This is a genomic window from Labrenzia sp. CP4, assembly GCF_001579905.1.
Lineage (GTDB): Bacteria > Pseudomonadota > Alphaproteobacteria > Rhizobiales > Stappiaceae > Roseibium > Roseibium algicola.
This window is the reverse complement of the sequence record NZ_CP011927.1, coordinates 4,174,295-4,198,262: the sequence shown is the minus strand read 5'-3', so window position 1 is coordinate 4,198,262 and position 23,968 is coordinate 4,174,295. Positions and strand designations below refer to the sequence as shown.

The following is a 23,968-nucleotide window of genomic DNA, read 5'->3' as shown; positions in this document are numbered from 1 at the left end:
CTCTTGAGCGAACCCTTTTCCATACTCTGAGAAACCTCATGACTTATTCATTCGACGAAACGGTCCGTCGTCCGGACCGGAGCGACCGTATTGCGCTGGCTGGCAACCGTGTGTTTGCCTGGTCTGAATGGGGCCCGGTGACAGGCACTCCGGTTCTGTTTCTGACAGGCGCCGGCATGGCCGGCACACTCGGCTTTGGCCTGGAACATCTCGAAAAGCTAAACCTTCGACTGATTGCACCGGACAGGTCGGGCCTCGGCGCTTCATCGCCCGATCCTGACAAGTCACTGGCAAGTGTCGCGCGTGACCTTGGCGAACTTGTTGCGAACCTTGGACTTGTCAGCATCCCAGTGGTTGCCTTTTCGCAAGGAGCGCCCTTCGCTTTCGCCGCTGCAGCGTCGGGGACTACAAGCTCCCTGGCGATCGTCTCCGGTCAGGATGAACTCTACCGTCCGGAATTCGCTGATGGTTTGCCGGATCAGGTGAGGGATATGACCCGGCATGCACAGGAAGATCCCGCAGGGTTTTCTGCCATGCTTGAAGGCTTCGCCGAGCCGGATGGCTTCTACGACCTGGTACTGTCGATGAGCTCACCGGAAGACAGGTCGGTATATGGCGTCGAACCTTTCGCCGCAGCCTACAGGCACGCCCTTCGGGAAGGCTTCAGGCAGGGACCGAAAGGATACGTCCTCGATACGCTCGCAGCGCTCAGGCCCTGGAGTATCGACCTTGGCATGGTCAACTGCCCGGTCTCGCTCTGGTACGGCGGCAAGGATGGCAGCCCGGTTCATTCACCGGACTTCGGTCTTTCGCTCGCAGGCAGATTGCCCAATACAAGCCGCCGGTTTTTTCCGGAGGAAGGCGGCGCATTGCTGTGGACCCGTTCGCTCGACATCCTGAGCGAACTGGCAACAACAAGCGGCAACGACTGATCTGCTGTGCTTTAGGGCTACGGACAACCAGACTCGCCTGGAGGGTAAAACTCTTCAGGCGGCTTCCTTGTCGGCAAGCGGCAAGGTGAAGCTGACAGTGGTGCCCTTCTTGACTTCCGACTTGATTACCAGCGCTCCGCCATGAAGTTCAACCAGCGAGCGGGCGATGGCTAGTCCGAGGCCCGAGCCCTGGTGGGTCTTGGTGAACTGGTTTTCCACCTGCACGAAGGGTTGGGCGAGGCGTTCTATATCGCGCTCTGAAATTCCGATGCCTGTGTCGATCACTTCGAAATGCAGCTTGTCTCCGCGTGGCCGCGCCCTGAGCGTGACGGTGCCATTGTCCGGCGTGAACTTCACCGCATTGGCCAGCAGGTTTAGCAGGATCTGTTTGAGCGCCCGCTTGTCTGCGTGCACCGAGACGTTTTCAACGACATCGGTGGTGACGGTGATGTTCTTCTCGGTCGCAGCTCCCGTGACGATCCGGCTGGCATCTTCGGCCGATTCCGATGCATTGACCGTTTCGGTCTCGATACTCATGCGACCGGCTTCGATCTTGGACATGTCGAGGATGTCGTTGATCACGTTCAGCAGGTAAGTGCCGGAAGAATAGATATCCTTGCAGTAGTCGGAATACCTGTCGGTGCCGACGGGGCCGAACATTTCCTGCGTCATGATGTCGGAGAAGCCGATGATGGCGTTGAGCGGCGTTCTCAGTTCATGAGAAATATTGGCCAGGAATTCGGACTTGGCCTTGTTGGCGGCTTCCGCCCGGGTTTTTTCTTCCTGGTACTTCTCTGCCATTTCCACAAGCTGCCGGGCCTGAACCTCAAGGGTCTGGCGGGACTTCTGGAGATCGGAAACGGTTGCCCTCAACCGCTTTTCGGAGTCGATCAGTTTTTCTTCGTGTTTCTTGAGCGGAGTAATGTCGGTCCCGACAGACACGAAGCCGCCGTCCTTGGTGCGCCGCTCGGAAATCTGCAGCCAGCGACCGTCTTCCAGTTGCGCTTCGTAGGAGCCATCAGGAGCGCCGCCACGCTGGCGAAGAGTGACCGGTTGCGGTGCTACTTCGGCATTGGAGGCAGCTGCCATCACGTCCTTGTAGGGCGTGCCAGGCTTGATCACGGCATTCGGTAGGCTGTGCAGCGACTGATAGTTGGAATTGCAGATCACAAGCTCGTTTCGGGCATTCCACAGAACGAAAGCTTCCGAGATTGTCTCGATCGCATCACGCAGGCGAAGATCTGCCATACGGCTCTGTTCGGCAAGCTCGTGCTGCTCGGTAATGTCGATGCAGATACCGATGAGGTGCGGCTCGGCACGGCCGGGTTCCGACTGGATTTCACCACGGGCGCGAAGCCAGATCCAGCTTCCGTCGGCGTGGCGCATGCGGAAGGTCTCATCGACCAGGGTTTCACCGCTTTCCAGCAGGTGCTCGGCAAGGCCCAGAAGGTCGATGTCATCGGGATGGGTGATGTCTGCGACATCGGCAAAGCTGAGAATATCGTCCTTGGGTTCGCGTCCGAGCAGCTCGTAGAGCGAAGAGGACCAGAACATTCTGCCGCGTGACAGGTCCCAGTCGAACAGTCCGCAGCGGCCGTGGGTGAGGGCGGTGTCGATGCGGGCACGGGTTGCCGCATACATGTCGTCGGCCGCTTCCGCGCGGGTCGCCTGACTGAAGAAGCCGTAGATGACCGCAAGCAGCACCAGCGAAGTTCCGACGAAGAGCGTCACATTTGCCGAAAGGTCATCCCGCCACTGGCTGAAGATCTCGTTTTCCGGCTGCAGCACCGCCACCATTCCGAGGCGGCCGTCGAGGTGATGAACCGTTGCAAGAACCTGTTCTTGGCCCCGGCCTGTGCCAAGGTTGGTGGCAACCGGCATCACGCCGGCACGGGCGCCAAACACCATGAGCGGCTGTGACGGGCCAAGGAGATCGCTGATCGGCCGGCTTTCAAGCGATGGCTGGAGCGGTGCCGAGGCAACGATGGTGCCGGATTGGTCCGCAACGAGATAAATGCGGCCCTTGCTGGTCGCCCCTGTGGGCAGACTGTCGGCAAGGATGCGTTTCAACGTCGTCCGGTAGCCCGTTTCAGGCAGATCGTTTTCCGACGACATCAGGCCGCTGGCGACGACAGTTGCCATCAGGCTGAGCGTAACCTGGGCGTTTTCCTGGGTCCGGGTGTAATCGCTGACAAGGTCACCGGTGCGGAACAGGGCGAGTATGACGATGAAGATGATGGCGAGGCCGGGAATGAGGCGTCGCATCAGGCTATCGGAGCGGGCCAGGCTTTCGGCCAGAGCGCCGAGGAGGGGGCGCAGAGGCAGGCGTTTTGTGCCTGCGTCTGTCTCCCACTCAGACTCCTTCTCGCCGCGCCGCGCAGATGCGTCGCCAGCTAATGCTCTCGCCATAGGAAGTGTGCCTCAAAAACCGCCGCGTCGGGGGTGCCCCGAATCACTTCCATTTGAATCAAATCGTCTGTTTTTGTCCAGACCCGTCAAAGAATAAAATGGTTAACGCAAGTCAGGATTTTCCGTTCTTTCGTTAACCTTTCTCAGTATTGCAGACTACTGCAAGGTTCTGTCGACGATGTCACGGCTGTCTCTCGACAGATTTTCGCATGCTGAAATCCTCAAGAGGGCAGATTCAGCAAGGGCACTTCTTTGTGGGTCAAGTGCGCGCCACGAGCGGAAGCTCGTCAGAAGTCTCGATGCCACTTGTGGATTTCGCTTGTCGATCTCCAGAACTGATTCGGCGATCAGTTCAAATCCGGCACCATCCATCCGGGCAAATTGTGTCGGATTGCCGGTGGCAAAGGATTGCAGCAGCGAGCGGACACGGTTCGGGTTGCCGGCATCGTAGGAAGGGTCCGACATCAATGCCTTGACCCGGTCCAGCGTTTCGTTGCCGGGTGCGGTGGCCTGGGTCATGAACCACTTGTCCATGGCCAGAGAGCTGTCCGTGTGCCGCTCGCGGTAAGCTGCAAGCGCTTCCTCTTCACGTGGCATATGGTCGTGTACCAGAAGGGTGAGGGCCGCGAGGCGGTCAGTCATGTTGTCGGCAGAGGCAAACCGCGACCAGACCAGGTCAGTCGCATCGGCTGCGCCGGAGACTGCGTAATAATGCAGGCAACGGTTTGCGAGCGCTCTTTTTCCGGCTGCCTGCGCATCCGGCGAAAAGGTCCCACCTGCGGACTGGTCGGTAATGAATGGGACGAGGGAAGATGCGATGCGGGCGGCAACTGCGCGCCGCAGCATCTGACGGGCCGTATGAATGGCGTCCGGGTTGACGTCCTTGCCGATTTCCTGTGCGACATCCGCTTCGCTGGGCAATGTGAGTGCCTGCGCACGCAGGGCTTCATCCAGCTGGGTTTCACCCAGAACAGACGCGAGCACACCGATGACGTCTTCGGACGGCGTGCCTTCCGAGCCGTCGCGGACCAGACCGGCAAGCCTCACAAGGTCCTGCATCGCCAACGTCTGCACCGCCTGCCATCGATTGAACGGGTCCCGATCCTGCGCTGCCTGAAACAGGAGCTCCTCGGAATGCAGGGGCTGGTTCAGACGAACGGGTGCGGAGAAACCGCGCAGGAGAGACAGAACGGGAGCGGCAGCGATATTGTGGAAGACGACGTCCTGATGAGCCTTGTCGAGCACAAGCACATCGCCGGCGACGTTGGCACCCTCCACGGAGCCTGTCTCCATGTCCTCGCCATTGGGGCCGATCAACCCGAAACGAAGCGGGATGACTGCCGGTTTGCTGGACTTCTGGCCGGCAATGGGCGGGATTTCCTGGGACAATGAAACGGTGAAGGACTTGCGGTCGGGATCATATTCCGTTTCCACCGACACAACTGGCGTTCCTGCCTGCTCGTACCAGAGCGAAAACTGTTCAAGATCGATGGACGATGCTTCCTCGAAGCAGGACAGGAATGCCTCGATTGTGGTTGCTTCGCCGTCATGGCGGTCGAAATAGAGGTCCAGTCCGGCCAGGAACTTCTGCTCGCCCAGAAGCGTCTGCAGCATGCGAACAACCTCGGCGCCTTTTTCATAGACAGTCGCCGTATAGAAGTTATTGATTTCATGATAGGTTCGCGGACGTACGGGGTGTGCGAGCGGGCCTGCATCCTCCGGAAACTGATGCGACTTCAGCAAGCGTACATCGGCAATGCGCTTGACCGCGCGCGAGCGCATGTCGGACGAAAACTCCTGGTCGCGGAACACCGTCAAGCCTTCCTTCAGGCACAGCTGGAACCAGTCCCGGCAGGTGATGCGGTTTCCGGTCCAGTTGTGGAAGTATTCGTGTGCGATCACGGCTTCAATATTGGCATAATCCTGGTCGGTTGCCGTTTCCGGGTCGGCCAGAACGTACTTGTCGTTGAAGATATTGAGGCCCTTGTTTTCCATCGCGCCCATGTTGAAGTCCGACACGGCGACGATGTTGAACACATCCAGATCGTATTCTCGGCCAAACACTTCCTCGTCCCAGCGCATGGACCTCTTCAGGGAATCCATGGCCCAGTCACACAGGCTCTCCTTGCCATGCTCGACGTAGATGTTGAGTGCGACCTCCTTGCCGGACATGGTGGTGAACGTGTCCGGAACTTCGGCGAGATCGCCCGCAACCAGTGCGAACAGATAGGCTGGTTTGGGGTGCGGGTCGTGCCACACGGCATAATGCCTGCCGGTGCCGTCGATATCTCCTGTCTCCGTCAGATTGCCGTTGGCCAGGAGAACGGGGCAGTCTTTCTTCGAGGCCTCCAGACGCGTCGTGTAGACAGCAAGGACATCCGGTCGGTCCAGAAAATAGGTGATCCTGCGAAAGCCCTCGGCCTCGCATTGGGTGCAATAGGTTGCCGAGGAACGGTATAGCCCCATCAGCTTCGTGTTCGCGTCCGGATCGAGTTCGGTCACGAGTGTCAGCTCGAATGGATCGGCAGGCGGTGAGGCAAGTTCGAGACGGTCGGCTGTCGCTGCATATGCAGTCTCGGCAAGCGCTTCGCCGTTCAGCTTGATGCCCGCAAGTGACAATTCGTCACCATCCAGCACAAGCGGGGCGCCTACCTGTGTTCCCGGTTGCCTGCTGACCTCAAGCGTCGCGGTCACGCGGGTTGCGCCCGGGGCGAGTTCAACATTCAGGGCGACCTTGTCGATGCGATAAAGTGGCGGTTGATAGTCTTCCAGCCGTATGGCCGGCGCCGTTTCTGAACGCATCGAATTCTCCTGCTGATGTTAGGCGCAATTGCCTGCCTGTGCCTGGCCGAAAAGCCCGTTTTGGAGGCCGTAACCGCACCCTCATGAAAATGTGAGGATGAGCTAAGGCGTTAGCATGATCGCAGATTACGGCAAAGTCCTGTTTGACCTTCCGCAAGGGCTGGTATTCCGTCAGCCTTTGATAACACCTAAATACGGACGGGAGGTTTTGACGGCAGCCGGGGCATTGTCTATGTCAGGTGCGTCGTAAGTTGCAGGGAATTTTTTTAATGAGCCGTTTGGACAGTTTTATTCGTCGAATGACATCCCAGAAAACATTGCTCGAATTTCTGGTTGACAAGGTCAACGAAGTCGACGGACCTATCCTGGAACTCGGGTTGGGCAATGGCAGAACCTATGACCACTTGCGCGAGATTTATCCGAACAAGGAAATTTTCGTATTCGATTTTGCCATGGACTGCCACCCGAGCTGCGCTCCGGACGCGCATCACATGATCCTCGGCAACATTCGCGACACGCTTGTTTTCTGCGGGCCGCGGATCGGGGCGAAGGCGTCGTTCGCCCATATCGACATCGGTTCGGCTGATCCCACAAATGATCTGGCGACAGCGTCCTGGCTGGCTCCGTCAATCGATGCCCACATGGCCGTTGGCGGAATTATCCTGTGCGCGCTCGAACTCAACCTGCCGAATTACGAGCCCCTGAAAAAGCCTGATGGCATTCACCGGGGCCGCTATCATATCTATCGCAAGACATCAGAAGCCTGACCGTCGGCACTATTCAGGAAGAGACACATGACCGCGCCGCTCAAAGGCATCAAGGTTGTCGAACTGGCCCGCATTCTGGCCGGGCCCTGGACGGGCCAGACCCTCGCGGACCTGGGGGCAGACGTCATCAAGGTGGAAAGCCCGCAAGGCGATGATACGCGGGGCTGGGGACCGCCATTTGTCAAGGACGAGGCGGGCGCGGACCGGGATGCCGCCTATTTTCATGCCTGTAATCGCGGCAAGCGTTCCATTGCGGTGGATTTTCGCACACAGGAAGGTCAGGACCTCGTCCGCCGCCTGGTGGCGGATGCCGACATTCTGGTCGAGAACTTCAAGGTCGGTGGGCTCGCCAAATACGGCCTCGACTATGACAGCCTTTCCAAGGTCAATCCGAAGCTGATCTATTGTTCGATCACCGGGTTCGGTCAGGACGGTCCCTACGCTCATCGGGCCGGCTACGATTTCATGATCCAGGGCATGGGCGGCATCATGGATCTGACCGGGGACCCGGAAGGCGACCCGCAGAAAATTGGGGTGGCGTTCGCGGATATCTTTACCGGGCTTTACGGTGTCGTCGGCGTTCTTGCCGCCTTGCGCCGCCGCGATGAAACCGGCGAAGGCGAATGGGTCGACATGGCATTGCTCGATGCGCAGGTCGGAGTGCTGGCCAACCAGGCGCTCAATTACTTTGTTTCGGGCAAGGCGCCGAAACGTCTGGGTAATGCGCATCCCAACATCGTTCCCTACCAGGTCTTTCCGGCCAGCGACGGGCATCTGATCATCGCGGTTGGCAATGATGGCCAGTTCAGGCGCCTTTGTGCTGTTCTTGGCCTGCCGGAACTTGCCGACAATCCCCGCTACGCCACCAACGCAGCGCGGGTTGCTGCCCGCTCGGACCTTGTGCCGATCCTGACGGCTGAAACGTCGACGAGAGCCCGCTACGATCTCCTGGCCGCGCTTGAAGGCGAGGGAGTTCCGGCTGGACCGATCAATTCCGTGGAAGATGTCTTCAACGACAAGCAGGTGTTGCACCGGGATATGAAGGTCGACCTGCCGGCAACCGGGGTCGAAGGCGGCTCCGTTGCCTCAGTCCGCACGCCCATCAGGTTTCGGAACGGGACACTCGTGCTGGACCGCGCCGCGCCGGCACTTGGCGAGCACACGGAAGAAATCCTGAAGGAACTGGGCATCACGTCTGACCCGAACTCCTGAACGAAGAAAGCACTGCCATGAGCACCCCGGATTACCTCAAGGTCTCCGATAGCGAAGTTCTGTCCAATTCCTGGGGAACGCTGACCCGCCACCGGATCGAGTACAGGCGCCGGGACGGCGACTGGCAGGCGCAGGTGCGTGAAGTCTACGAAAAGGGACATGGAGCAACCTGCCTGCTCTACGATCCGGAACGCAATTGCGTGCTGCTGACGCGCCAGTTCCGGCTGCCTATCTGGGCTGCCGGCCGAGACCCGATGCTGATCGAAGCACCCGCCGGTCTTCTGGAAGGTGCGCATCCGGAGGATCGCATGCGCGCTGAACTTATCGAGGAAACAGGATTTGAGGTTTCGGATCTGGAACATCTCTTCGATGCCTTCACCAGTCCGGGATCCGTAACCGAATATGTGGCATTCTTCCGCGGGACATACCATCTGAAGGACAAGGTCGCTGAAGGTGGGGGTAAGAAAGCCGAGGGCGAAGATATCGAGGTGATGCACGTTCCGCTCGACGAGGCGCTCGAGATGATCCGCTCCGGTGAAATCATGGACGCAAAAACCATTATCTTGCTGCAGGAACTGGCCCTGCGTCGATTGACCGGCTAAAGGCAAAAGACATCGCGGTGGCAGTCCTTTGCGGTGGAAAGTCGAAAGTTTGCCTTAATTTGACGGAAACCGTCATGCAGGTAAGCTGCCTGTTCGCAACAAGGGTCACCGCCCAATGAAAATATCGAAACGCACCGGCCGGCGCATAATGCTGCCCCTGACGACTATCGTCGGGCTGGGGTTCGGTGCGTTTGTTGCGATTGCGATCGGTCTTGTGCTGGGCCTGTCTGTCTCTGCAAACTTTCGCAACACGTTTTCCCTGCTGAATGACAAGACGATCCTGAGCACCCAGGCGCTCGAGACGCAGCTGCGGACGCATTTCGTGTCTGTCGAAAACGCGATCATCGGCCTGAAGCCCTATTTCGACGACGGCACGCTCGGCTTCGATGATACGGAAAGGACGCTGCAGGATCTCTCGATCGCGCTGAAATCCAATCACGATATCACCACACTGGTGGTGACTTCGACCGACAGAAGCAAGCTGGGGATCTATCGGGCACCGACCGGCAAACTGTGGCGGATTGAAACCGACGCACCACCACCCGGCATGAACATGCAGGAAATGCCGCAATTGAGCGCCGACAGTCCGCCGACCTGGGGCCCGCTCGTCAAACACGAGGTCGGTCTTTTCGCGAATGTTTCGGTGCCGTTGGTGCGGGACGGCAAGGTTGCCGGCATGCTGACGGCTGCGACGTCCATGGAAGAACTTGCCCACATCGTTTCTGCTCAGGACGAGGGCGGCGACAACACCGTCTTCATCATCGCGGATGGCGATCAGGTGATCCTGCATTCGGACGCTCCCTGGCTCCAGACCGGCGGCAGCATTCAGGACAAGTTGCCGGGCTCCTGGCAGACGATCGGCGACCCCGTTCTGGCTGCCATGGTAAATGAAGAAAAGCTGGACGAATTCAAGAAAGCCGCGGAACTCGGCATCGACGTCTCCACCGTTGATGCAAACAACGAAGAATATATCGTCATGAAGGCCCAGCTGGATGGTTTCAGCGACCGGCCCTGGACTGTCGGGCAGTATTACCTCAGCGCGACGGTCTCCCGGGAGTTGCGGCGTCTTGCAGGCTCCATGTTCGTCGGCTTCGGTGCGCTCGTGGTATCGGTGCTGATCGCATTCTGGATGGGGCGGCGCGTCGCCCGCCCGTTGCGCTACCTTGCGGTTCAGTCCAAGCGTATCGGCAGCCTTTCGCTCAACGAGGTTGAGCCCCTGCCGCGCAGCCGCGTCGCGGAGATCGATCAGGTGGCGCTCGCCTTCAATTCCATGGTTGAAGGCCTCAAGGCGATGAACACCTATGTGCCGCGCTCGCTGTTCATCAAGCTGATGCGATTGGGAGGCGGGAATGCTGCACAGGCGCGTGGTGCCGAACTCACGATCCTCTTTACCGATATTGTCGGGTTCACGGCCTTGTCCGAGCACCTGAGTGCGGAAGAGACCGCCAGCCTGCTGAATGACCATTTCGCCATCCTGGTCGAGGCTGTCGAAGGCGAGGGCGGCACGGTCGACAAATTCCTGGGGGATGGCATGCTGGCCTTCTGGGGCGCGCCTGATGCCCGCCCGGACCATGCGGAGGCTGCTGTCAGAACCGCACGCCGGATTGCAGCCGCGCTGCATCAGTCGAATCTGAACGCGGTTACCCAGGGGCGTCCGCAGATGGCGCTTCGGATCGGTATTCACACCGGCCCGGCGGTTGTCGGCAATGTCGGCGCGCTTGATCGCTGGAACTATACCGTTGTCGGCGACACCGTGAATGCGGCCGAACGCCTGCAGACGCTTGGCAAGGAAGTTCCAGAAAACCCGGAAGTCGTCATCCTGGCGAGTGCGGACACCGTTGCGCATCTGCCTGGTGAGCGGCACCAGCGGCCGGTCGGCGCGCATCACCTGCGTGGCCGAAGCGGGCAGATGGAAGTCTATTGGCTCGATCCCTTTCCGCAGTCAAAGCCGATACACAGGCCCGTGGAGCGGCCGGTGTCTGCCGCGGAGTGATTCACTCCGGACCGTTGGATCGCCGGCCAGGCTTCCAGCTAGTCTGTTTCGTGTTCAGATGAACGCAGAAAAAATGATTTCAGGTTCGTTCGACAATTGCAGTTTAACGTTCGGTTGCACCCGTTAATCGAGTGGCGGAACGGGTCTGCTCTTGCAAACTGTGACGAACATCACAGTTTGTTTTCATGAATCCTGCATTGCTATCCACTGGCGAATTTGGTTGTCTTTCAAATGCAATGAGGGCTTAGTAAGCCTCTGTCAGACAATCCTTGCCTGGGAGGAAATGCGCGGTGAATGTTCTCTCGATTGAGGGACTGACGGTTGATTTTAATACGGCGGAAGGTCAGGTCCGGGCGGTCGACAATGTGTCATTTGTCGTACCCGAGAACCGGACTGTCGCGCTGGTGGGCGAATCCGGGTCGGGCAAGACGGTCATATCGCAGACGATCATGGGTCTTCTGCCCCAGGCTGCATCCATTACATCCGGGAAAGTGATCCTGGCGGATCCGACCGGCGCAGAGCCGCCTGTCGATATCGCAGCGCTTGAGCGCAAGGGACCGCAGATGCGGCACCTGCGCGGCAACCGGGTTGCGATCATTTTCCAGGAGCCGATGACATCGCTGTCGCCGCTGCATACCATCGGCGACCAGATCGGCGAAGCCGCACTTCTTCACCGCAATGTTTCCAGCGCCGAGGCACGCGAACTGACCAAGACCATGCTGAGCTTGGTCCAGTTCCCCGATCCCGAGCGCGCGCTCGACACCTATCCGTTCGAACTGTCAGGCGGCCTGCGCCAGCGCGCGATGATCGCGATGGCCATGATCTGCCGCCCCGCGCTGCTGATCGCGGACGAGCCTACCACCGCGCTCGACGTCACAATTCAGGCGGAAATCCTGAAACTCATTCGCGAAGTTCAGGCCGAACTGCGCATGTCCGTCCTGATGATCACCCACGACTTTGGCGTGGTTGCCAACATGGCCGACGAAATCGCGGTGATCTATCATGGCCGCATCATGGAAAAGGGCACTGCCCAGCAGCTCTTCTCCAATCCGAAGCACGACTATCTGAAGGCTCTGCTCAACGCGGTCCCGAGCTTCCACATGGACCGGGACGAGCGGCTGGTGCCGATCCGGCCCATCAAGGTCCGCTCGGAGGAACTGACGGCCAATCGCCCGCATTGCGACGTCAAGCCGGGCGAGCCCCTGGTCGAAATGCGCGATGTCACCAAACGGTTCACCCTGCGCAAGGGGTCTTTCCTAGGTGGCAAGGTCAAGACCATGACCGCGCTCGACAGCATCAACCTGACGATCCGCCGTGGCGAGTGTCTCGGTCTCGTAGGGGAATCGGGTTCCGGCAAGACCACCGCAGCAAAGGCCATCCTGAGGGCAATCGGTATCGAGGGCGGCAACGTCCTCTACAATCGCGGCAAGGGGCTGGAAGACATCTCCAAGCTCAAGGGCGCGGAACTGATGGACTATCGCCGCCGCGTACAGCTTATTTTCCAGGATCCGTTCTCCTCGCTCAACCCGCGCATGACCATCAACGACACGCTGATGGAACCCCTTGAGGTGCACGGCATCGGCACCCCTCAGGAGCGGGCCGAGCGCGCGCGCAATCTGATGAACCTGGTGGGGCTCGACCCGCGTTTCCTGCGCCGCTATCCGCATTCGTTCTCCGGCGGTCAACGCCAGCGCATCGGGATCGCACGAGCTCTCGCGCTGAACCCGGAATTCCTGTTGTGCGACGAACCGACCTCGGCGCTCGACGTCTCGGTACAGGCGCAGATCCTGAACCTTCTGCAGGATCTCAAGCGCGACCTGAACCTGACCTATCTCTTTGTCAGCCATAACCTGGCCGTGGTCGACTATGTTGCCGACCGGATCGCGGTCATGTGCCGTGGACGACTGGTCGAGATGGGCGAAACACGAACTGTCGTCGGCAATCCGCTGCACCCGTACACGAAAGCATTGCTTTCGGCCGTGCCTGAGCCGGACCTGTCGGCACCACTGGATTTTGCCGCCCTAGATGCCAACAGAGCATCGGAGCCGCAATCTTGGCCGGAACCTTTCCGATTGACCGACGGCCAGGCGCCGTCGCTGGTGGAAATGGAACCGGATCACTTTGTCTGCGCACCTGGCCTGAAGAATGCCGGGGCGCTTGAGGGGACTGCAGCATGAAGTTTTTGAATTCCGTAAGGGCCGGTCTTTTCCTGACCGTAGCTCTGATAGCGGGGCCACTGGCCGCGCTGGAGTTGAAGGAAACACCGGGCCTTGATCCGTCTCTGCCACCCGTGGCGGAACGGGTTCCTTCCGACCCTCTGATCGTTGATCTTGAAGCCAAGGGTCGAACCGTCGGCAAGCCGGGAGGCAAGATCGACACCCTGATCGGCCGGGCAAAGGATGTCCGCCTGATCAACGTTTGGGGCTATGCCCGCCTCGTTGGCTACAACGAGCAACTGGAACTGGTTCCCGATATCCTGGCGAACGTCGATGTTGAAGATGGCCGCATTTTCACGCTTCACACGCGTGCCGGCCACAAGTGGTCTGATGGCCATCCCTTCGGTGCCGAGGACTTCCGCTACTTTTTCGAGGACATTGTCAGCAACGAAAGCCTGACCCCGTCAGGTCTGCCGCCGTACCTGCTGGCCGATGGCAAAGGCCCCAAGTTCGAGGTCCTGGACGAAACCACCGTCCGCTTTACCTGGGATTCGCCGAACCCGCTGTTCCTGCCGGAACTGGCAAAGTCCCGTCCGCCGTTCATCTATCGGCCTGCCCATTACCTGAAGCAGTTCCACGAGAAATACGGCGATCCTGATGTGATCGCCAAGGAAGCTGCAAAGGTGAAGGCGCGGGACTGGGCACCGCTCCATAACAAAAAAGACGACATGTACAACGCGCAGAACGTCGACATGCCGTCGTTGCAGCCTTGGGTGCGCAACCGCGATGACAGCGACCTGCGCTTCGTTCTGGAACGCAATCCATACTATCACCGGGTCGACAGCACCGGTCAGCAGCTTCCTTATGTCGACGAAATCATCATGACGGTTGCCGACGGCAAGCTGATCCCGGCCAAGGCCCAGGCTGGCGAAAGCAACCTGCAGGCACGCAACCTCAACTTCGCCGACATTACCGTTCTGAAGAAGGGCGAAAAGGACAATGGCTATGTCACCGCGCTCTGGTCCAACACCAAGGGTGCGGAGATCTCGATCCTGCCGAACCTGACGGTCAAGGATCCGGTCTGGCGTGAACTGATGCGCAACACGAAGTTCCGTCATGCCCTGTCGCTCGGGATTGACCGCAACCTGCTCAACCGGGTCCTGTTCTTCGGGCTGGGAACTCCGGGCAACGACACGGTTCTGGCGTCCAGCCCGCTTTACAAGGCCGAGTTCACCACCAAGTGGGCGGAATACGATCCGGAACAGGCGAACGCGCTTCTGGACGAAATCGGCCTCACCAAGCGCAACGGAAACGGCATTCGTCTGATGTCCGATGGCCGTCCGCTGGAAATCATCGTGGAGACAGCTGGCGAGGAACAGGTCCAGGATGATGCCCTGGAGCTGGTCAAGGAAATGTGGAAAGAGATCGGCGTCGCTCTGTTTGCCAAGCCGAGCCAGCGTGACAACATGCGCGAGCGCGCCATCACCGGTGACCTGCTGATGTCTGTATGGTCCGGCTTCGAGAACGGCATTCCGACGTCCGAAATGCCGCCGGAAGACTTTGCCCCTGTGCGTGGCGACGCGCTTTCGTGGCACAAGTGGGGTGACTATTTCGAAACCCAGGGTGAGGGCGGTGAAAAACCCGACTGGGCCCCGGCCGAGCGTCTGATGGAACTCTATACCGCATGGTTGAGCTCCAGAACGCCGGAAGAGCGCACCGAGATCTGGGAAGAAATGCTCCAGATCCATGCTGACGAAACCATTCATATCGGTCTGGTTTCCGGCGTTCGTCAGCCGGTTGTGATCAAGAACGTTGAAAACGTACCGCTTGAAGGTATCTACGGCTGGGATCCTGGCGCCCATTTCGGAATTCACCGCATGGATGAATTCTACATGGCCAAGTAAGCAGCAGTTCCGCTTGTTTTCCGGTCCGGCTGGTTCTGACACCAACCGGACGGGGAAACTGTCAGGGATATCGTTCGGTTCGGAAGATTATCCGAACCGAACGCTTTAAAGGCGACGGGCTGACTTGATCCGGCCCGTTCCGCCAGTCGTTTTTCCGGGGACTGACTCTTGGTTGAAAAACGTCATACTATCGAAACCGAATTTGACTTTAAGTGCAGAAATCAGAGCCTGATTTGCGCAAAGTGCCGGGGCTGAGGGGAGTTTAGGTGCTCTATTACATTGTCCGACGTATTTTGATGATGGGTCCCACCTTGCTGGTGATCAGTCTGCTGACTTTCTTCATCATCGAGTTGCCGTCCGGTGATTACATTTCCAACCAGATTGCTGCCCTGAAGTCCTCCGGTGAAAGTTCCTCGGTTGCCAAGCTCGAGTTCCTGAGAAAGGAATTCTCTCTCGATCGTCCCTTCATGGAGCGCTACCTCATCTGGGTTGGCCTCTGGCCGGGACCTCACGGTTTCGACGGGTTGATCCAGGGCAACTGGGGCTGGTCGTTCGAATTCGACAAGCCGGTGGAGCAGGTCATAGGACCGACACTTCCCTTGACCGTGGTCCTGAACTTCGCGACGATCCTGTTCGTCTACGTGGTGTCGTTCCCCATCGGTATTTTCTCTGCAACGCGCCAGTATTCCTGGGGGGACTACGGGTTCACTTTCCTGGGCTATATCGGTCTTGCCACCCCCAACTTTCTGCTTGCGCTCATTCTCCTCTATTTCTTCAATCGCTGGTTCGGCCTGTCCGTCGGTGGCCTGATGGATCCTCAGTACATCGATCAGCCCTGGAGCTTCGACAAGGCGATGTCGGTGCTGGCGCATCTGATCGTCCCGACCATCGTGATCGGGACCTCCGGCACGGCGGCAATGATCCGGCGCTTGCGCGCCAACCTGCTTGACGAGCTTCACAAGCAATATGTCACCACGGGCCGGGCGAAGGGGCTGAAGGAAAACCACCTGCTGGTCAAATATCCCCTGCGCATGGCCATCAACCCGTTCATCGCCGACATCGGCAACCTGATCCCGTCGCTAGTTTCTGGCTCGGTGATCGTTTCGGTGGTGATGAGCCTTCCGACAGTCGGTCCGGTACTTGTGTCCGCGTTACAATCGCAGGATCAGTTCCTGTCAGGGTTCATTCTGCTGTTCGTTGCCATGTTGACGCTGATTGGCATGCTGATCTCCGATCTGCTGCTGGCAGTTCTCGATCCGCGCATTCGTCTTGGCGGGAGGGCCTCGTCATGACCATGGACGTGAAGAACACGCCCACGCGCGAAGTCGAGCATTACGTCGATCCGACGCCGTTCAACCCGGCTGTCACCGAGGAGATGACCGCCGAGCAGGAGCGCTTCTACCAGGCTTCCCAATGGAAGATCATGTGGTGGAAATTCAAGCGCCACAAAATAGCGGTCTGGTCAGGCGTGGTCCTGATCCTGTTCTACCTGTGCGTTCCCTTTGCCGAAGTAATTGCGCCCTATGGCGCCAACAGCCGCGACAGCATGCATCTTTATGCTCCGCCGCAACCGATCCACTTGTTTCACGAAGGCAAGCTTGTCGGCCCGTTCGTCTACGGCATGACCTCGGAAATCGACATGGAAACACTGCAATGGGTGTTCAAGGACGATCCGAACAATGTCCAGCCGCTCCGCTTCTTCTGCAGCGGCGCAAAATACAAGTTTTGGGGGCTGTGGGACGCGTCCTTCCATCTTGTGTGCCCGGCGGAAGGCGGCACGATGTTCCTGTTCGGGACGGACCGGCTTGGCCGCGATCAGTTCTCGGGCCTGGTCTACGGCGCCCGGTTATCACTCACTGTCGGTCTGATCGGCGTCGTGATCTCAATCGTTCTAGGGCTCTTCTTCGGTGGGATCGCCGGCTATTTCGGCGGTTGGATCGACAGTCTGATCCAGCGCGCGATCGAGATCCTGCGCTCACTTCCCGAACTGCCTCTGTGGATGGCACTCTCTGCCGCACTGCCTGTTACATGGAGCCCCGTCTGGATCTATTTCGGCCTGACGATCATCCTTGGTCTGCTGGATTGGCCCGGGCTTGCCCGTGCCGTCAGGTCGAAGCTGCTGTCCCTGCGTGAAGAGGAATACGCCAAGGCAGCTGTCCTGATGGGTGCCAAGCCGAAGCGCGTCATCACGCGGCATCTGCTGCCGGGGTTCACAAGCCACATCATCGCGTCGGCGACGCTGTCGATCCCATCCATGATCCTGGGTGAGACTGCGCTGTCCTATCTTAACCTCGGCCTGCGTCGGCCGGCGGTTTCCTGGGGTGTTCTCTTGAACGAAGCGCAGAACATTTCGGTGGTGACCGTCTATCCATGGCTGATGGCTCCGGTGTTGCCGATCATCATTGTCGTCCTGGCGTTCAATTTCCTTGGCGATGGTTTGCGCGACGCGGCAGATCCCTATAAGTGATGCATCTGAAATATGAAGAACCGGCGGGCCGTTCTGGCCCGTCTTGCTGTTAGGAAGTCACAATGTCGAAGAATGCCACCACCGCCGCTGGCTGGGACGAGGAATATGAAGCCGGTCGCTGGGCCTTCCTGCGCTCGCTGCCTGAAAGCGGCCGATACGGCATTATCGGCATGTGGCTGAGCCTGACCGGCTCCATGGATGACGTTCTCGATATCGGCTGCGGCGAAGGCCTGCTCTACGAGCGTTTGCAGCCCATGGGCGTCAAGCGCTATGTCGGCATGGATCTTTCCCCGGCTTCCCTGCAGATCGCCAATGTCGACCCGGCCATCGCCAGCCTGCGGGCAGGCGACATGCACACTTTCGAAGCGCAGGAAGGTGAAACGTTCTCCGCCATTGTCTTCAACGAGGTTCTTCACTTCGCGGATGACCCGGCTGCCGTCGTTGCCCGCTACGCCCCGTTCCTGAAGGAAAACGGTGTTATCGCCCTGTCGATGTATTCACCGAAAAAGCCGGAGTCAGGTGCAAACAAGCTGATCAACAAGCTCTGGGAAGCAACCGACGATACCAGCAAGTGGGAAGTGCTCGATGACTATCGTCTCGTCTCCGACAAGAAAGGCGTCACCTGGCGCATGCGCCTGGTGAAGCCGGTTCGGTAAGCGCCGGAGAGCCCGAAAAACAGCATTGAATATGGCGAACACACCCCTGCCTCCTCAGCCTGAGGAGGCAGGGGTGTGTTGTTTCCAGAGGGGGAGGCGTGCTCAGGCAGCGGCTCCCCTGTTCTTGGAGTGCACTTGGTGATCCTCCTCGAGAGGACGATTTGCCCAGTGACAGGTGATCAACCCGGAAGCACGACAATCGTCGACTTGCCGCCCTTGTTCCGAAGGGCGTGTACATCGGCAAGGTCCGGGTCGCGATGCCAGGCCTTGGCGGCGTCGGGCGTGGGGAAGGACAGCAGGGCAACCATGTTCGGCGCATCGATAGCCGCTTCCAGGACCAGAGGTGCGGGATCCGCTGCAATGACGCTGCCGCCATGGCGTGCGAGAGCGTCTGCAGCTTTTTCACGATAGGCGCCGAGCGCTTCGCGATCCGTCACCGTGATCATGGCAATCGCTTGAATGGACATCTCTTGGTCTCCTTTGTTTGAGATGCCAGAAACGTATCGCAGAGCCCGAATGCGAAAAATTCTTCAAATTCGTAATCGAACTGTGCAAAAATGCACGCGCCATGTATAGCTGGGATGATCTGAAATTCGTGCTCGCCATTGCCAATGCCGGCAGCCTGACAAAGGCCGCTCGTAGCCTTGGTGTGACGCATTCTACAGTGTCACGGCGGCTGTCGGCGCTGGAAGAGGAAATCGGCGCACGCCTGTTCGACCGTCTGCCGGAAGGGTTCACGCCGACCACCGCCGGCGAAGAGGCGGTTGAAGCCGCCCGCCGGATGGAATTGGAAGTGCTTGCGCTGGACATGCGCATTGCAGCCAAGGACGATGAACTCGAAGGCCCGCTGCGCGTCACGGCAGCACAGCTTGTTTTCCAGGTGCAGCTGGCCGAGATTGTCGCGCGCTTCAAGGAGCGGCACCCGGGCATCGACGTTACCATGAACGCGGCCAACGAAATTTTGAGCCTGCACCGGCGCGAGGCCGATATCGCGGTGCGTGTCACCGACAAGCCCGATGAAAGCCTGTTTGGCCGTCTTGCCACAGGCCAGAACCGCTGTTTCTACGTGTCGAGAGACTTTGCTCGCCGATACCGGGAAGCGGCGCTCGAAACGGTCACATCGCAGGCGGTGCCTTTCATCGCCTTCAAATGGTGGGGCAACAAGGTTCCGAAGGAAATGCGCGATCGGTACCCCAATGGCGAGGTGGCAACGGTCACCGACGACATGATCACGATGCATGCGGCCGTACGGGCCGGCATGGGCATCGGCCGTTTGCCCTGCTTTCTGGGGGATCCTGATCCCGACTTGATCCGCCTGCCGGGCGTCGAACCGAGCCGTTACTTCGATATCTGGATCCTGACCCATCCGGACCTGAAGAACGTCGCCAGGGTACGAACCTTTCTTCGCTTTGCGGCCGACGCCTTCAAGGAAAAGAGCAGTCTCTACCTCGGGAATTGAGTGACGTTGCCAGCGGTCAGAGCCCGCGGCGAACGCGCGCGCAATAGTCGAGATACTCCTGACCGAACAGGCGCTTCAGATGCTCTTCTTCAGGCCTGATCTGGAATTCGGTCAGGTACCAGACAAAAGCCGGAACGACGGCGAAAACCGTCACCGTACCGAGGTAGGTGCCGAATGCCAGCAGCAGCAGAACGTCGGCGACATACATCGGGTTGCGCGACACCCTGTAAAAACCCTGGGTCACCAGAGTCCTGGCTTTATCCGGCGTTATGGGGTTGAAGGTCGTTCCCGCCATGACAAAGCGGAAAAGCGCGTGTCCGCCAATTGCCAGTCCGGCAATGAGGAACACCGCGGCGATCGAAGTCTGACCTGAAAGGGTGAGGTTCAGCGCCGGAAACAGCCTGGCGCCGGCATACAGCAGAAGCAGTCCGATGCCGACGACGACCGGAGGTGGCAGCAACAGGCGCATGGTCTCCCTCAGGACCTCTGAAGAACGATTGGTGCGCCGTGCGGGGTGGCCCTGGCCGCGTCGTCCCAGGCCTTGCGCAGGTCTGCAAGTTGTCCGGCTGCGGCAATGTTCTTGGCTGTGAGCAGACCTTCGAAGGCCGCCAGCCAACGGTCGTAATAGCCTTCGGTCTCGCCGCTTCCGTCGCCATCCTTGGCAAGCTCGGCGCCCAGAGCCTCAGCCCATTCGCCCCAGGTAAACACTCCGGCTTCATGGGCTTTCACCGTCATGGCGAAAACCCTGGCTTCCCAGGGAGCACCGAACACCGGCCCGCCGTCTTCATCCAGCGGCAGGCGCGGCGTTTCGAGAAACTTATCGGGCAAGGTCAAGATAAGGCTCCCAGAGATCGATACGCAGGGAAAGCTTGGGATCGCTGTCAGGACCCCAGATGTCGGTACCCTTGAAGAGGACACCATAAAGCCAGGTCGGCTGTTCGCCCTCGCCGTGCGCGTTGGTATCCGGAAACACATGAACGCCGTGAATGGCCTCGATCGTGCCAACAGCATCGCGGGCATAGCGGGGAAGGCGCGTGTGGTGTTCGGGGTTCATGCGCCGCGTATGGACCTTGTCACCGACGCGGAAACGGGCGGGCTGATGTTCTTCTCGGTCGACCGGTGCGCCTTTGGACAGAACTCCGGCAACAGCGTCTGCCGAGAGCACGCGCTTGACCGGCTTCGCGGCTTCAAGTTTCCGGCCTTGTTTCAGTTCCTCTTCCGTAACGAGGCCATTGGCCAGCACAAGTTTTTCAAGCCCTCTGGTCCAGATCTCGTAATAGCTGGAGGTCAGGTAGGTAACTTGCGGCAAGGATTCGCGGGCAAAGCGTGAGGCATCAAGCGTCCAGGAGCCGGTTGCGCCCATGGCCAGCGTTACCGCAAACGCGCGTTCTTCCCATTTGGCATGGAAGTTGGGTTCGTTTTCTTCCAGTTCGATGGGGCCAAAGCCCATCTGTCCGCCAAGATCCTGGGCGCCGTTCATGGCGCATCCTCCAGTTCGGAAGGATCGAGCGCCAGCCCGGTACCGATCATGCTGTTGCGGGTGACGAGATCCGCCAGACGTTCCTCGCTCCATCCGTCTGTTCCCGCAGGGCGTTTGGGGATCACCAGATAGCGGATTTCAGCCGTCGAATCCCAGACGCGGACTTCGGTATCATCCGGCAGCTTTACGCCAAATTCATCCAGAACACCTCGCGGGTCGCGCACGGCGCGGGACCGATAGGGAGCAGACTTGTACCAGACAGGCGGCAAGCCCAGCACTGTCCAGGGATAACAGGAGCACAGTGTACAAACGACCATGTTGTGGGTCTGGTCGGTATTCTCGACCGCCACCATGTGTTCACCCTGACGGCCAGTGAAGCCGAACTCGGCAATCGCTGAGGTCGCGTCTTTCAGGAGCCGGTCCCGGTAGTCTGCATCCGCCCACGCCCGCGCAACAACGCGGGCGCCGTTCTTGGGGCCGATCTTGGTTTCGTAAGTCTCGATCAATTCGTCCAGGGCAGGGGGATCGATATATCCCTTTTCCGTCAGCAGCGTTTCCAAAGCGCGTACACGCAGCTCTATCTCGCTCAATTCGGAATGGTCGTGATCATGGGAATGATCGTGTTCGTGAGCGGACATGGAAAGCTCCTCGCTGGCAGGTACCTCATATGAGAACGCAGGTCATGGCCTGTCAATTCCAACACGAGGTTGGTCGCCTGATTTTGAGGAGGGTTTGTCATCCCGGATCGGTGCTCGACCTGGTCGCATTTGTCCGAGATGGCGGTGTTGCGTGGATTGGCCTTCAAATTAGTTACGAATGGAACCAATTTGACTTAGATCAAGGCGGGTAGGCTGTGGAGCAATATGGTTACATATGTAACTAATTTGGAGGAGCGGTCCCATGAAAATCGAGCAGATGCATCACGTCGCCTATCGTTGCAAGGACGCCAAGGAAACCGTGGAATGGTACGGCAAGATGCTGAACATGGATTTTGTTCTGGCGATCGCCGAAGATCATGTGCCCTCTACCCACGATCCCGATCCCTACATGCACGTCTTCCTGGATGCCGGAAACGGCAACGTCCTGGCGTTCTTCGAACTGCCGACCAAACCCGAAATGGGGTTTGACCCGAATACGCCGCGCTGGGTGCAGCATATCGCCTTCAAGGTGAAGGATCGGGACGAGCTGATTGCGTTCAAGGACCACCTGGAAAAGAACGGTGTCGAGGTTCTGGGCGTGACCGACCACTCAATCTTCTACTCCATCTATTTCTTCGACCCCAACGGTCACCGTGTCGAACTGGCTTGCCCGGATCCCGAAGAAGACCAGCTTCTGGCTCGTCTGGACGAGGTCAAGTGGCAGATGCTGGAAGAATGGTCGAAGACCAAAAGGGCCCCGAAACACGCTGAATGGCTGCACGCCAAAGAGCTGGCCGATGTGTGAGCAAGACACATGCCGCCAGTGCGGCAAATGCCGTTCGATTGATGCCGCCTTGGCGGATCTGGGAGGAGAGCCCGATGTTTCAGACCTATCATTATCCGCAATACAGTTATCGTCAGTCGGAGGAGCAGCAGACAGGTACGGTCAAGCGCCACAAGGTGGTGGTGATCGGAGCTGGGCCGATCGGACTGACGGCTGCGCTTGATTTCGCCCAGCGGGGCATCCCCACCGTCGTTCTGGACGACAACAACACCGTTTCCATCGGCTCGCGCGCGGTCTGTTACGCCAAGCGACCACTGGAGATCTGGGACAGGCTCGGCTGCGCCACACGCATGATCGACAAGGGTATCGAATGGAAGATCGGCAAGGTCTTCTTCCGCGACGACCTTGCCTACACATTCGACCTTCTGCCGGAAGATGGCCACAAGATCCCGGCCTTCATCAACCTCCAGCAATATTATCTGGAGGAATACATGGTCGACGAGGCTCAGAAATCGAACCTCATAGACCTGCGTTGGAAGCACAAGCTCCTGAACCTGCAGCAGGGGGACGATCATGTCGTGCTGACCGTCGAAACGCCTGACGGTGTCTTCAAGATGGAAGCAGACTGGGTAGTTGCCTGCGATGGCGCCAACTCCGACACACGCAAGATGGTCGGAGCAGGCTTTTCTGGTCAGTTCTTCCAGGATCGTTTCCTGATCGCCGACATCATCATGAAAGCCGATTTTCCAACCGAGCGCTGGTTCTGGTTCGACCCGCCGTTCCACCGGGGGCAGTCTGCTCTTCTGCACAAGCAGTGCGACGATGTCTGGCGGCTGGATTTTCAGCTTGGCTGGGAGGCCGATCCGGAAGAAGAGAAAAAGCCAGAAAACATCATTCCGCGCGTCAAGGCGATGTTGGGAGAGGATAAGGAGTTCGAGCTGGAATGGGCCTCCGTCTATCAGTTCGCCTGCCGGCGGATCGATAACTTCCGTTATGGTCGGGTACTGTTCGCGGGCGATGCTGCCCATCAGGTTTCACCCTTCGGCGCACGCGGCGCCAACACCGGCGTGCAGGACATCGACAATCTGGGCTGGAAGCTGAAACTGGTGCTGGACGGAGACGCCCCGGAAAGCCTCATCGACAGCTACCACACGGAGCGAGCCTTCGCGGCGGACGACAACCTGCTGAACTCGACCAGGTCCACCGATTTCATCACACCGAAAAACGAGGCCTCGCGCAGGTTCCGGGACGCGGTTCTGGATCTTTCGGAGGTGACCGACTTTGCCAAGCCACTGGTCAACTCCGGACGTCTGTCGGCGCCCACACCTTATGTCGAAAGCACGCTCAACACGGCCGACGAATCCAGTTTCGCAGGCAAGATGTCCCCGGGCACCTGTTGCGCCGACGCGCCTGTGAACGTGAACGGCGAGGCGGCCTGGTTCCTCAACCAGATCGGCGACGGGTTCACCTTGCTTGTCTTTGGTGATGAAGCCGCAACAGATGTGTCAGCCGGCAAAGTCAAGGCCCGGGTCCTGCGTGTGGGCAAGGACCTGCAGGACAAGGACGGAACACTTGCAGCCCGTTACGACGCGGCTCCCGGCACGGTCTACCTGATCCGCCCGGACCAGCATGTTGCCGCTCGCTGGCGCTATTTCAACGACAACAAGGTGGAAGCCGCCTTGAAAACCGCGATGGGAGGCGCATGAA

The 23,968-nt window shown here is 59.0% G+C and carries 20 protein-coding genes; 13 read left to right on the top strand and 7 right to left on the bottom strand.

Translation table 11 applies throughout. The features are described from left to right. Positions 1-38 precede the first annotated feature (38 nt). Positions 39-932 carry an alpha/beta hydrolase gene (locus tag ACP90_RS19325; RefSeq protein WP_062489437.1) on the top strand — a complete coding sequence of 298 codons (894 nt, stop codon included), beginning with the start codon at positions 39-41 and terminating at the stop codon, positions 930-932. Positions 933-986: 54 nt separating this feature from the next. Here the strand turns inward: ACP90_RS19325 and ACP90_RS19320 are convergent, their stop codons facing one another. After that, positions 987-3,341 carry a PAS domain-containing sensor histidine kinase gene (locus ACP90_RS19320; RefSeq protein WP_062489435.1) on the bottom strand — a complete coding sequence of 785 codons (2,355 nt, stop codon included), beginning with the start codon at positions 3,339-3,341 and terminating at the stop codon, positions 987-989. Between the two features lie 156 nt (positions 3,342-3,497). Then, positions 3,498-6,143 (bottom strand): aminopeptidase N, encoded by a 2,646-nt coding sequence (pepN, locus tag ACP90_RS19315; RefSeq protein ID WP_062489433.1) that lies wholly within the window; start codon positions 6,141-6,143, stop codon positions 3,498-3,500. A 269-nt stretch (positions 6,144-6,412) separates the two neighbouring features. On the opposite strand from pepN, the gene ACP90_RS19310 reads away from it, so the two are divergent. The 9 genes from ACP90_RS19310 to ACP90_RS19270 all read left to right on the top strand — a co-directional run bounded on the left by ACP90_RS19310 (position 6,413) and on the right by ACP90_RS19270 (position 17,900). Continuing rightward, on the top strand, positions 6,413-6,910 hold the full coding sequence (locus tag ACP90_RS19310) for a class I SAM-dependent methyltransferase (RefSeq protein ID WP_082444653.1): 498 nt from the start codon (positions 6,413-6,415) through the stop codon (positions 6,908-6,910). Positions 6,911-6,937: 27 nt separating this feature from the next. Further along, a complete protein-coding gene (locus ACP90_RS19305; protein WP_062489431.1) occupies positions 6,938-8,122 on the top strand; it encodes a CaiB/BaiF CoA-transferase family protein in 1,185 nt (394 codons plus the stop codon). Positions 8,123-8,139: 17 nt separating this feature from the next. Beyond that, positions 8,140-8,724 (top strand): NUDIX domain-containing protein, encoded by a 585-nt coding sequence (locus ACP90_RS19300; protein ID WP_062489429.1) that lies wholly within the window; start codon positions 8,140-8,142, stop codon positions 8,722-8,724. A 115-nt stretch (positions 8,725-8,839) separates the two neighbouring features. Continuing rightward, the gene (locus ACP90_RS19295; RefSeq protein ID WP_208993369.1) at positions 8,840-10,717 is read left to right on the top strand and encodes an adenylate/guanylate cyclase domain-containing protein; all 1,878 of its coding nucleotides are present in this window, start codon (positions 8,840-8,842) and stop codon (positions 10,715-10,717) included. Positions 10,718-11,007: 290 nt separating this feature from the next. Next, positions 11,008-12,894 (top strand): ABC transporter ATP-binding protein, encoded by a 1,887-nt coding sequence (locus tag ACP90_RS19290; protein ID WP_055658730.1) that lies wholly within the window; start codon positions 11,008-11,010, stop codon positions 12,892-12,894. Continuing rightward, positions 12,891-14,777: an ABC transporter substrate-binding protein gene (locus ACP90_RS19285; RefSeq protein WP_062489428.1), complete on the top strand. Its 1,887-nt coding sequence runs from the start codon at positions 12,891-12,893 to the stop codon at positions 14,775-14,777. Before ACP90_RS19290 ends, ACP90_RS19285 begins: the two co-directional genes overlap by 4 nt. A 266-nt stretch (positions 14,778-15,043) precedes the next feature. Then, positions 15,044-16,069 carry an ABC transporter permease gene (locus ACP90_RS19280; protein ID WP_031268102.1) on the top strand — a complete coding sequence of 342 codons (1,026 nt, stop codon included), beginning with the start codon at positions 15,044-15,046 and terminating at the stop codon, positions 16,067-16,069. Then, positions 16,066-17,244: an ABC transporter permease gene (locus ACP90_RS19275; RefSeq protein ID WP_022997806.1), complete on the top strand. Its 1,179-nt coding sequence runs from the start codon at positions 16,066-16,068 to the stop codon at positions 17,242-17,244. The genes ACP90_RS19280 and ACP90_RS19275 overlap by 4 nt, the downstream gene beginning before the upstream one ends. Before the next feature lie 62 nt (positions 17,245-17,306). Further along, a complete protein-coding gene (locus tag ACP90_RS19270; RefSeq protein WP_062489426.1) occupies positions 17,307-17,900 on the top strand; it encodes a class I SAM-dependent methyltransferase in 594 nt (197 codons plus the stop codon). A 179-nt stretch (positions 17,901-18,079) separates the two neighbouring features. Here the strand turns inward: ACP90_RS19270 and ACP90_RS19265 are convergent, their stop codons facing one another. Continuing rightward, positions 18,080-18,367: a DUF1330 domain-containing protein gene (locus tag ACP90_RS19265; RefSeq protein WP_062489424.1), complete on the bottom strand. Its 288-nt coding sequence runs from the start codon at positions 18,365-18,367 to the stop codon at positions 18,080-18,082. 101 nt (positions 18,368-18,468) lie between these two features. Between ACP90_RS19265 and ACP90_RS19260 the strand changes: the two genes are divergently transcribed. After that, entirely contained in the window at positions 18,469-19,359 is an 891-nt protein-coding gene (locus ACP90_RS19260) for a LysR family transcriptional regulator (RefSeq protein ID WP_062491781.1), read from the top strand. Positions 19,360-19,375: 16 nt separating this feature from the next. On the opposite strand, the gene ACP90_RS19255 is transcribed toward ACP90_RS19260, so the two are convergent. From ACP90_RS19255 to nthA, 4 genes are read right to left on the bottom strand one after another with little or no spacing between them, the layout of a single operon-like run. Next, on the bottom strand, positions 19,376-19,828 hold the full coding sequence (locus ACP90_RS19255) for an isoprenylcysteine carboxylmethyltransferase family protein (RefSeq protein ID WP_062489423.1): 453 nt from the start codon (positions 19,826-19,828) through the stop codon (positions 19,376-19,378). 8 nt (positions 19,829-19,836) lie between these two features. Next, positions 19,837-20,187: a nitrile hydratase accessory protein gene (locus ACP90_RS19250; protein ID WP_031268099.1), complete on the bottom strand. Its 351-nt coding sequence runs from the start codon at positions 20,185-20,187 to the stop codon at positions 19,837-19,839. Then, on the bottom strand, positions 20,177-20,839 hold the full coding sequence (gene nthB / locus ACP90_RS19245; RefSeq protein ID WP_062489421.1) for a nitrile hydratase subunit beta: 663 nt from the start codon (positions 20,837-20,839) through the stop codon (positions 20,177-20,179). The genes ACP90_RS19250 and nthB overlap by 11 nt, the downstream gene beginning before the upstream one ends. After that, the gene (gene nthA, locus ACP90_RS19240) at positions 20,836-21,477 is read right to left on the bottom strand and encodes a nitrile hydratase subunit alpha (protein ID WP_062489418.1); all 642 of its coding nucleotides are present in this window, start codon (positions 21,475-21,477) and stop codon (positions 20,836-20,838) included. Before nthA ends, nthB begins: the two co-directional genes overlap by 4 nt. Before the next feature lie 262 nt (positions 21,478-21,739). On the opposite strand from nthA, the gene ACP90_RS19235 reads away from it, so the two are divergent. Beyond that, positions 21,740-22,282, top strand: coding sequence for a VOC family protein (locus ACP90_RS19235; RefSeq protein WP_062489416.1), 543 nt, complete (start codon positions 21,740-21,742; stop codon positions 22,280-22,282). 74 nt (positions 22,283-22,356) lie between these two features. Then, positions 22,357-23,967, top strand: coding sequence for an FAD-dependent oxidoreductase (locus tag ACP90_RS19230; RefSeq protein ID WP_062491779.1), 1,611 nt, complete (start codon positions 22,357-22,359; stop codon positions 23,965-23,967). Position 23,968: the final 1 nt, after the last annotated feature.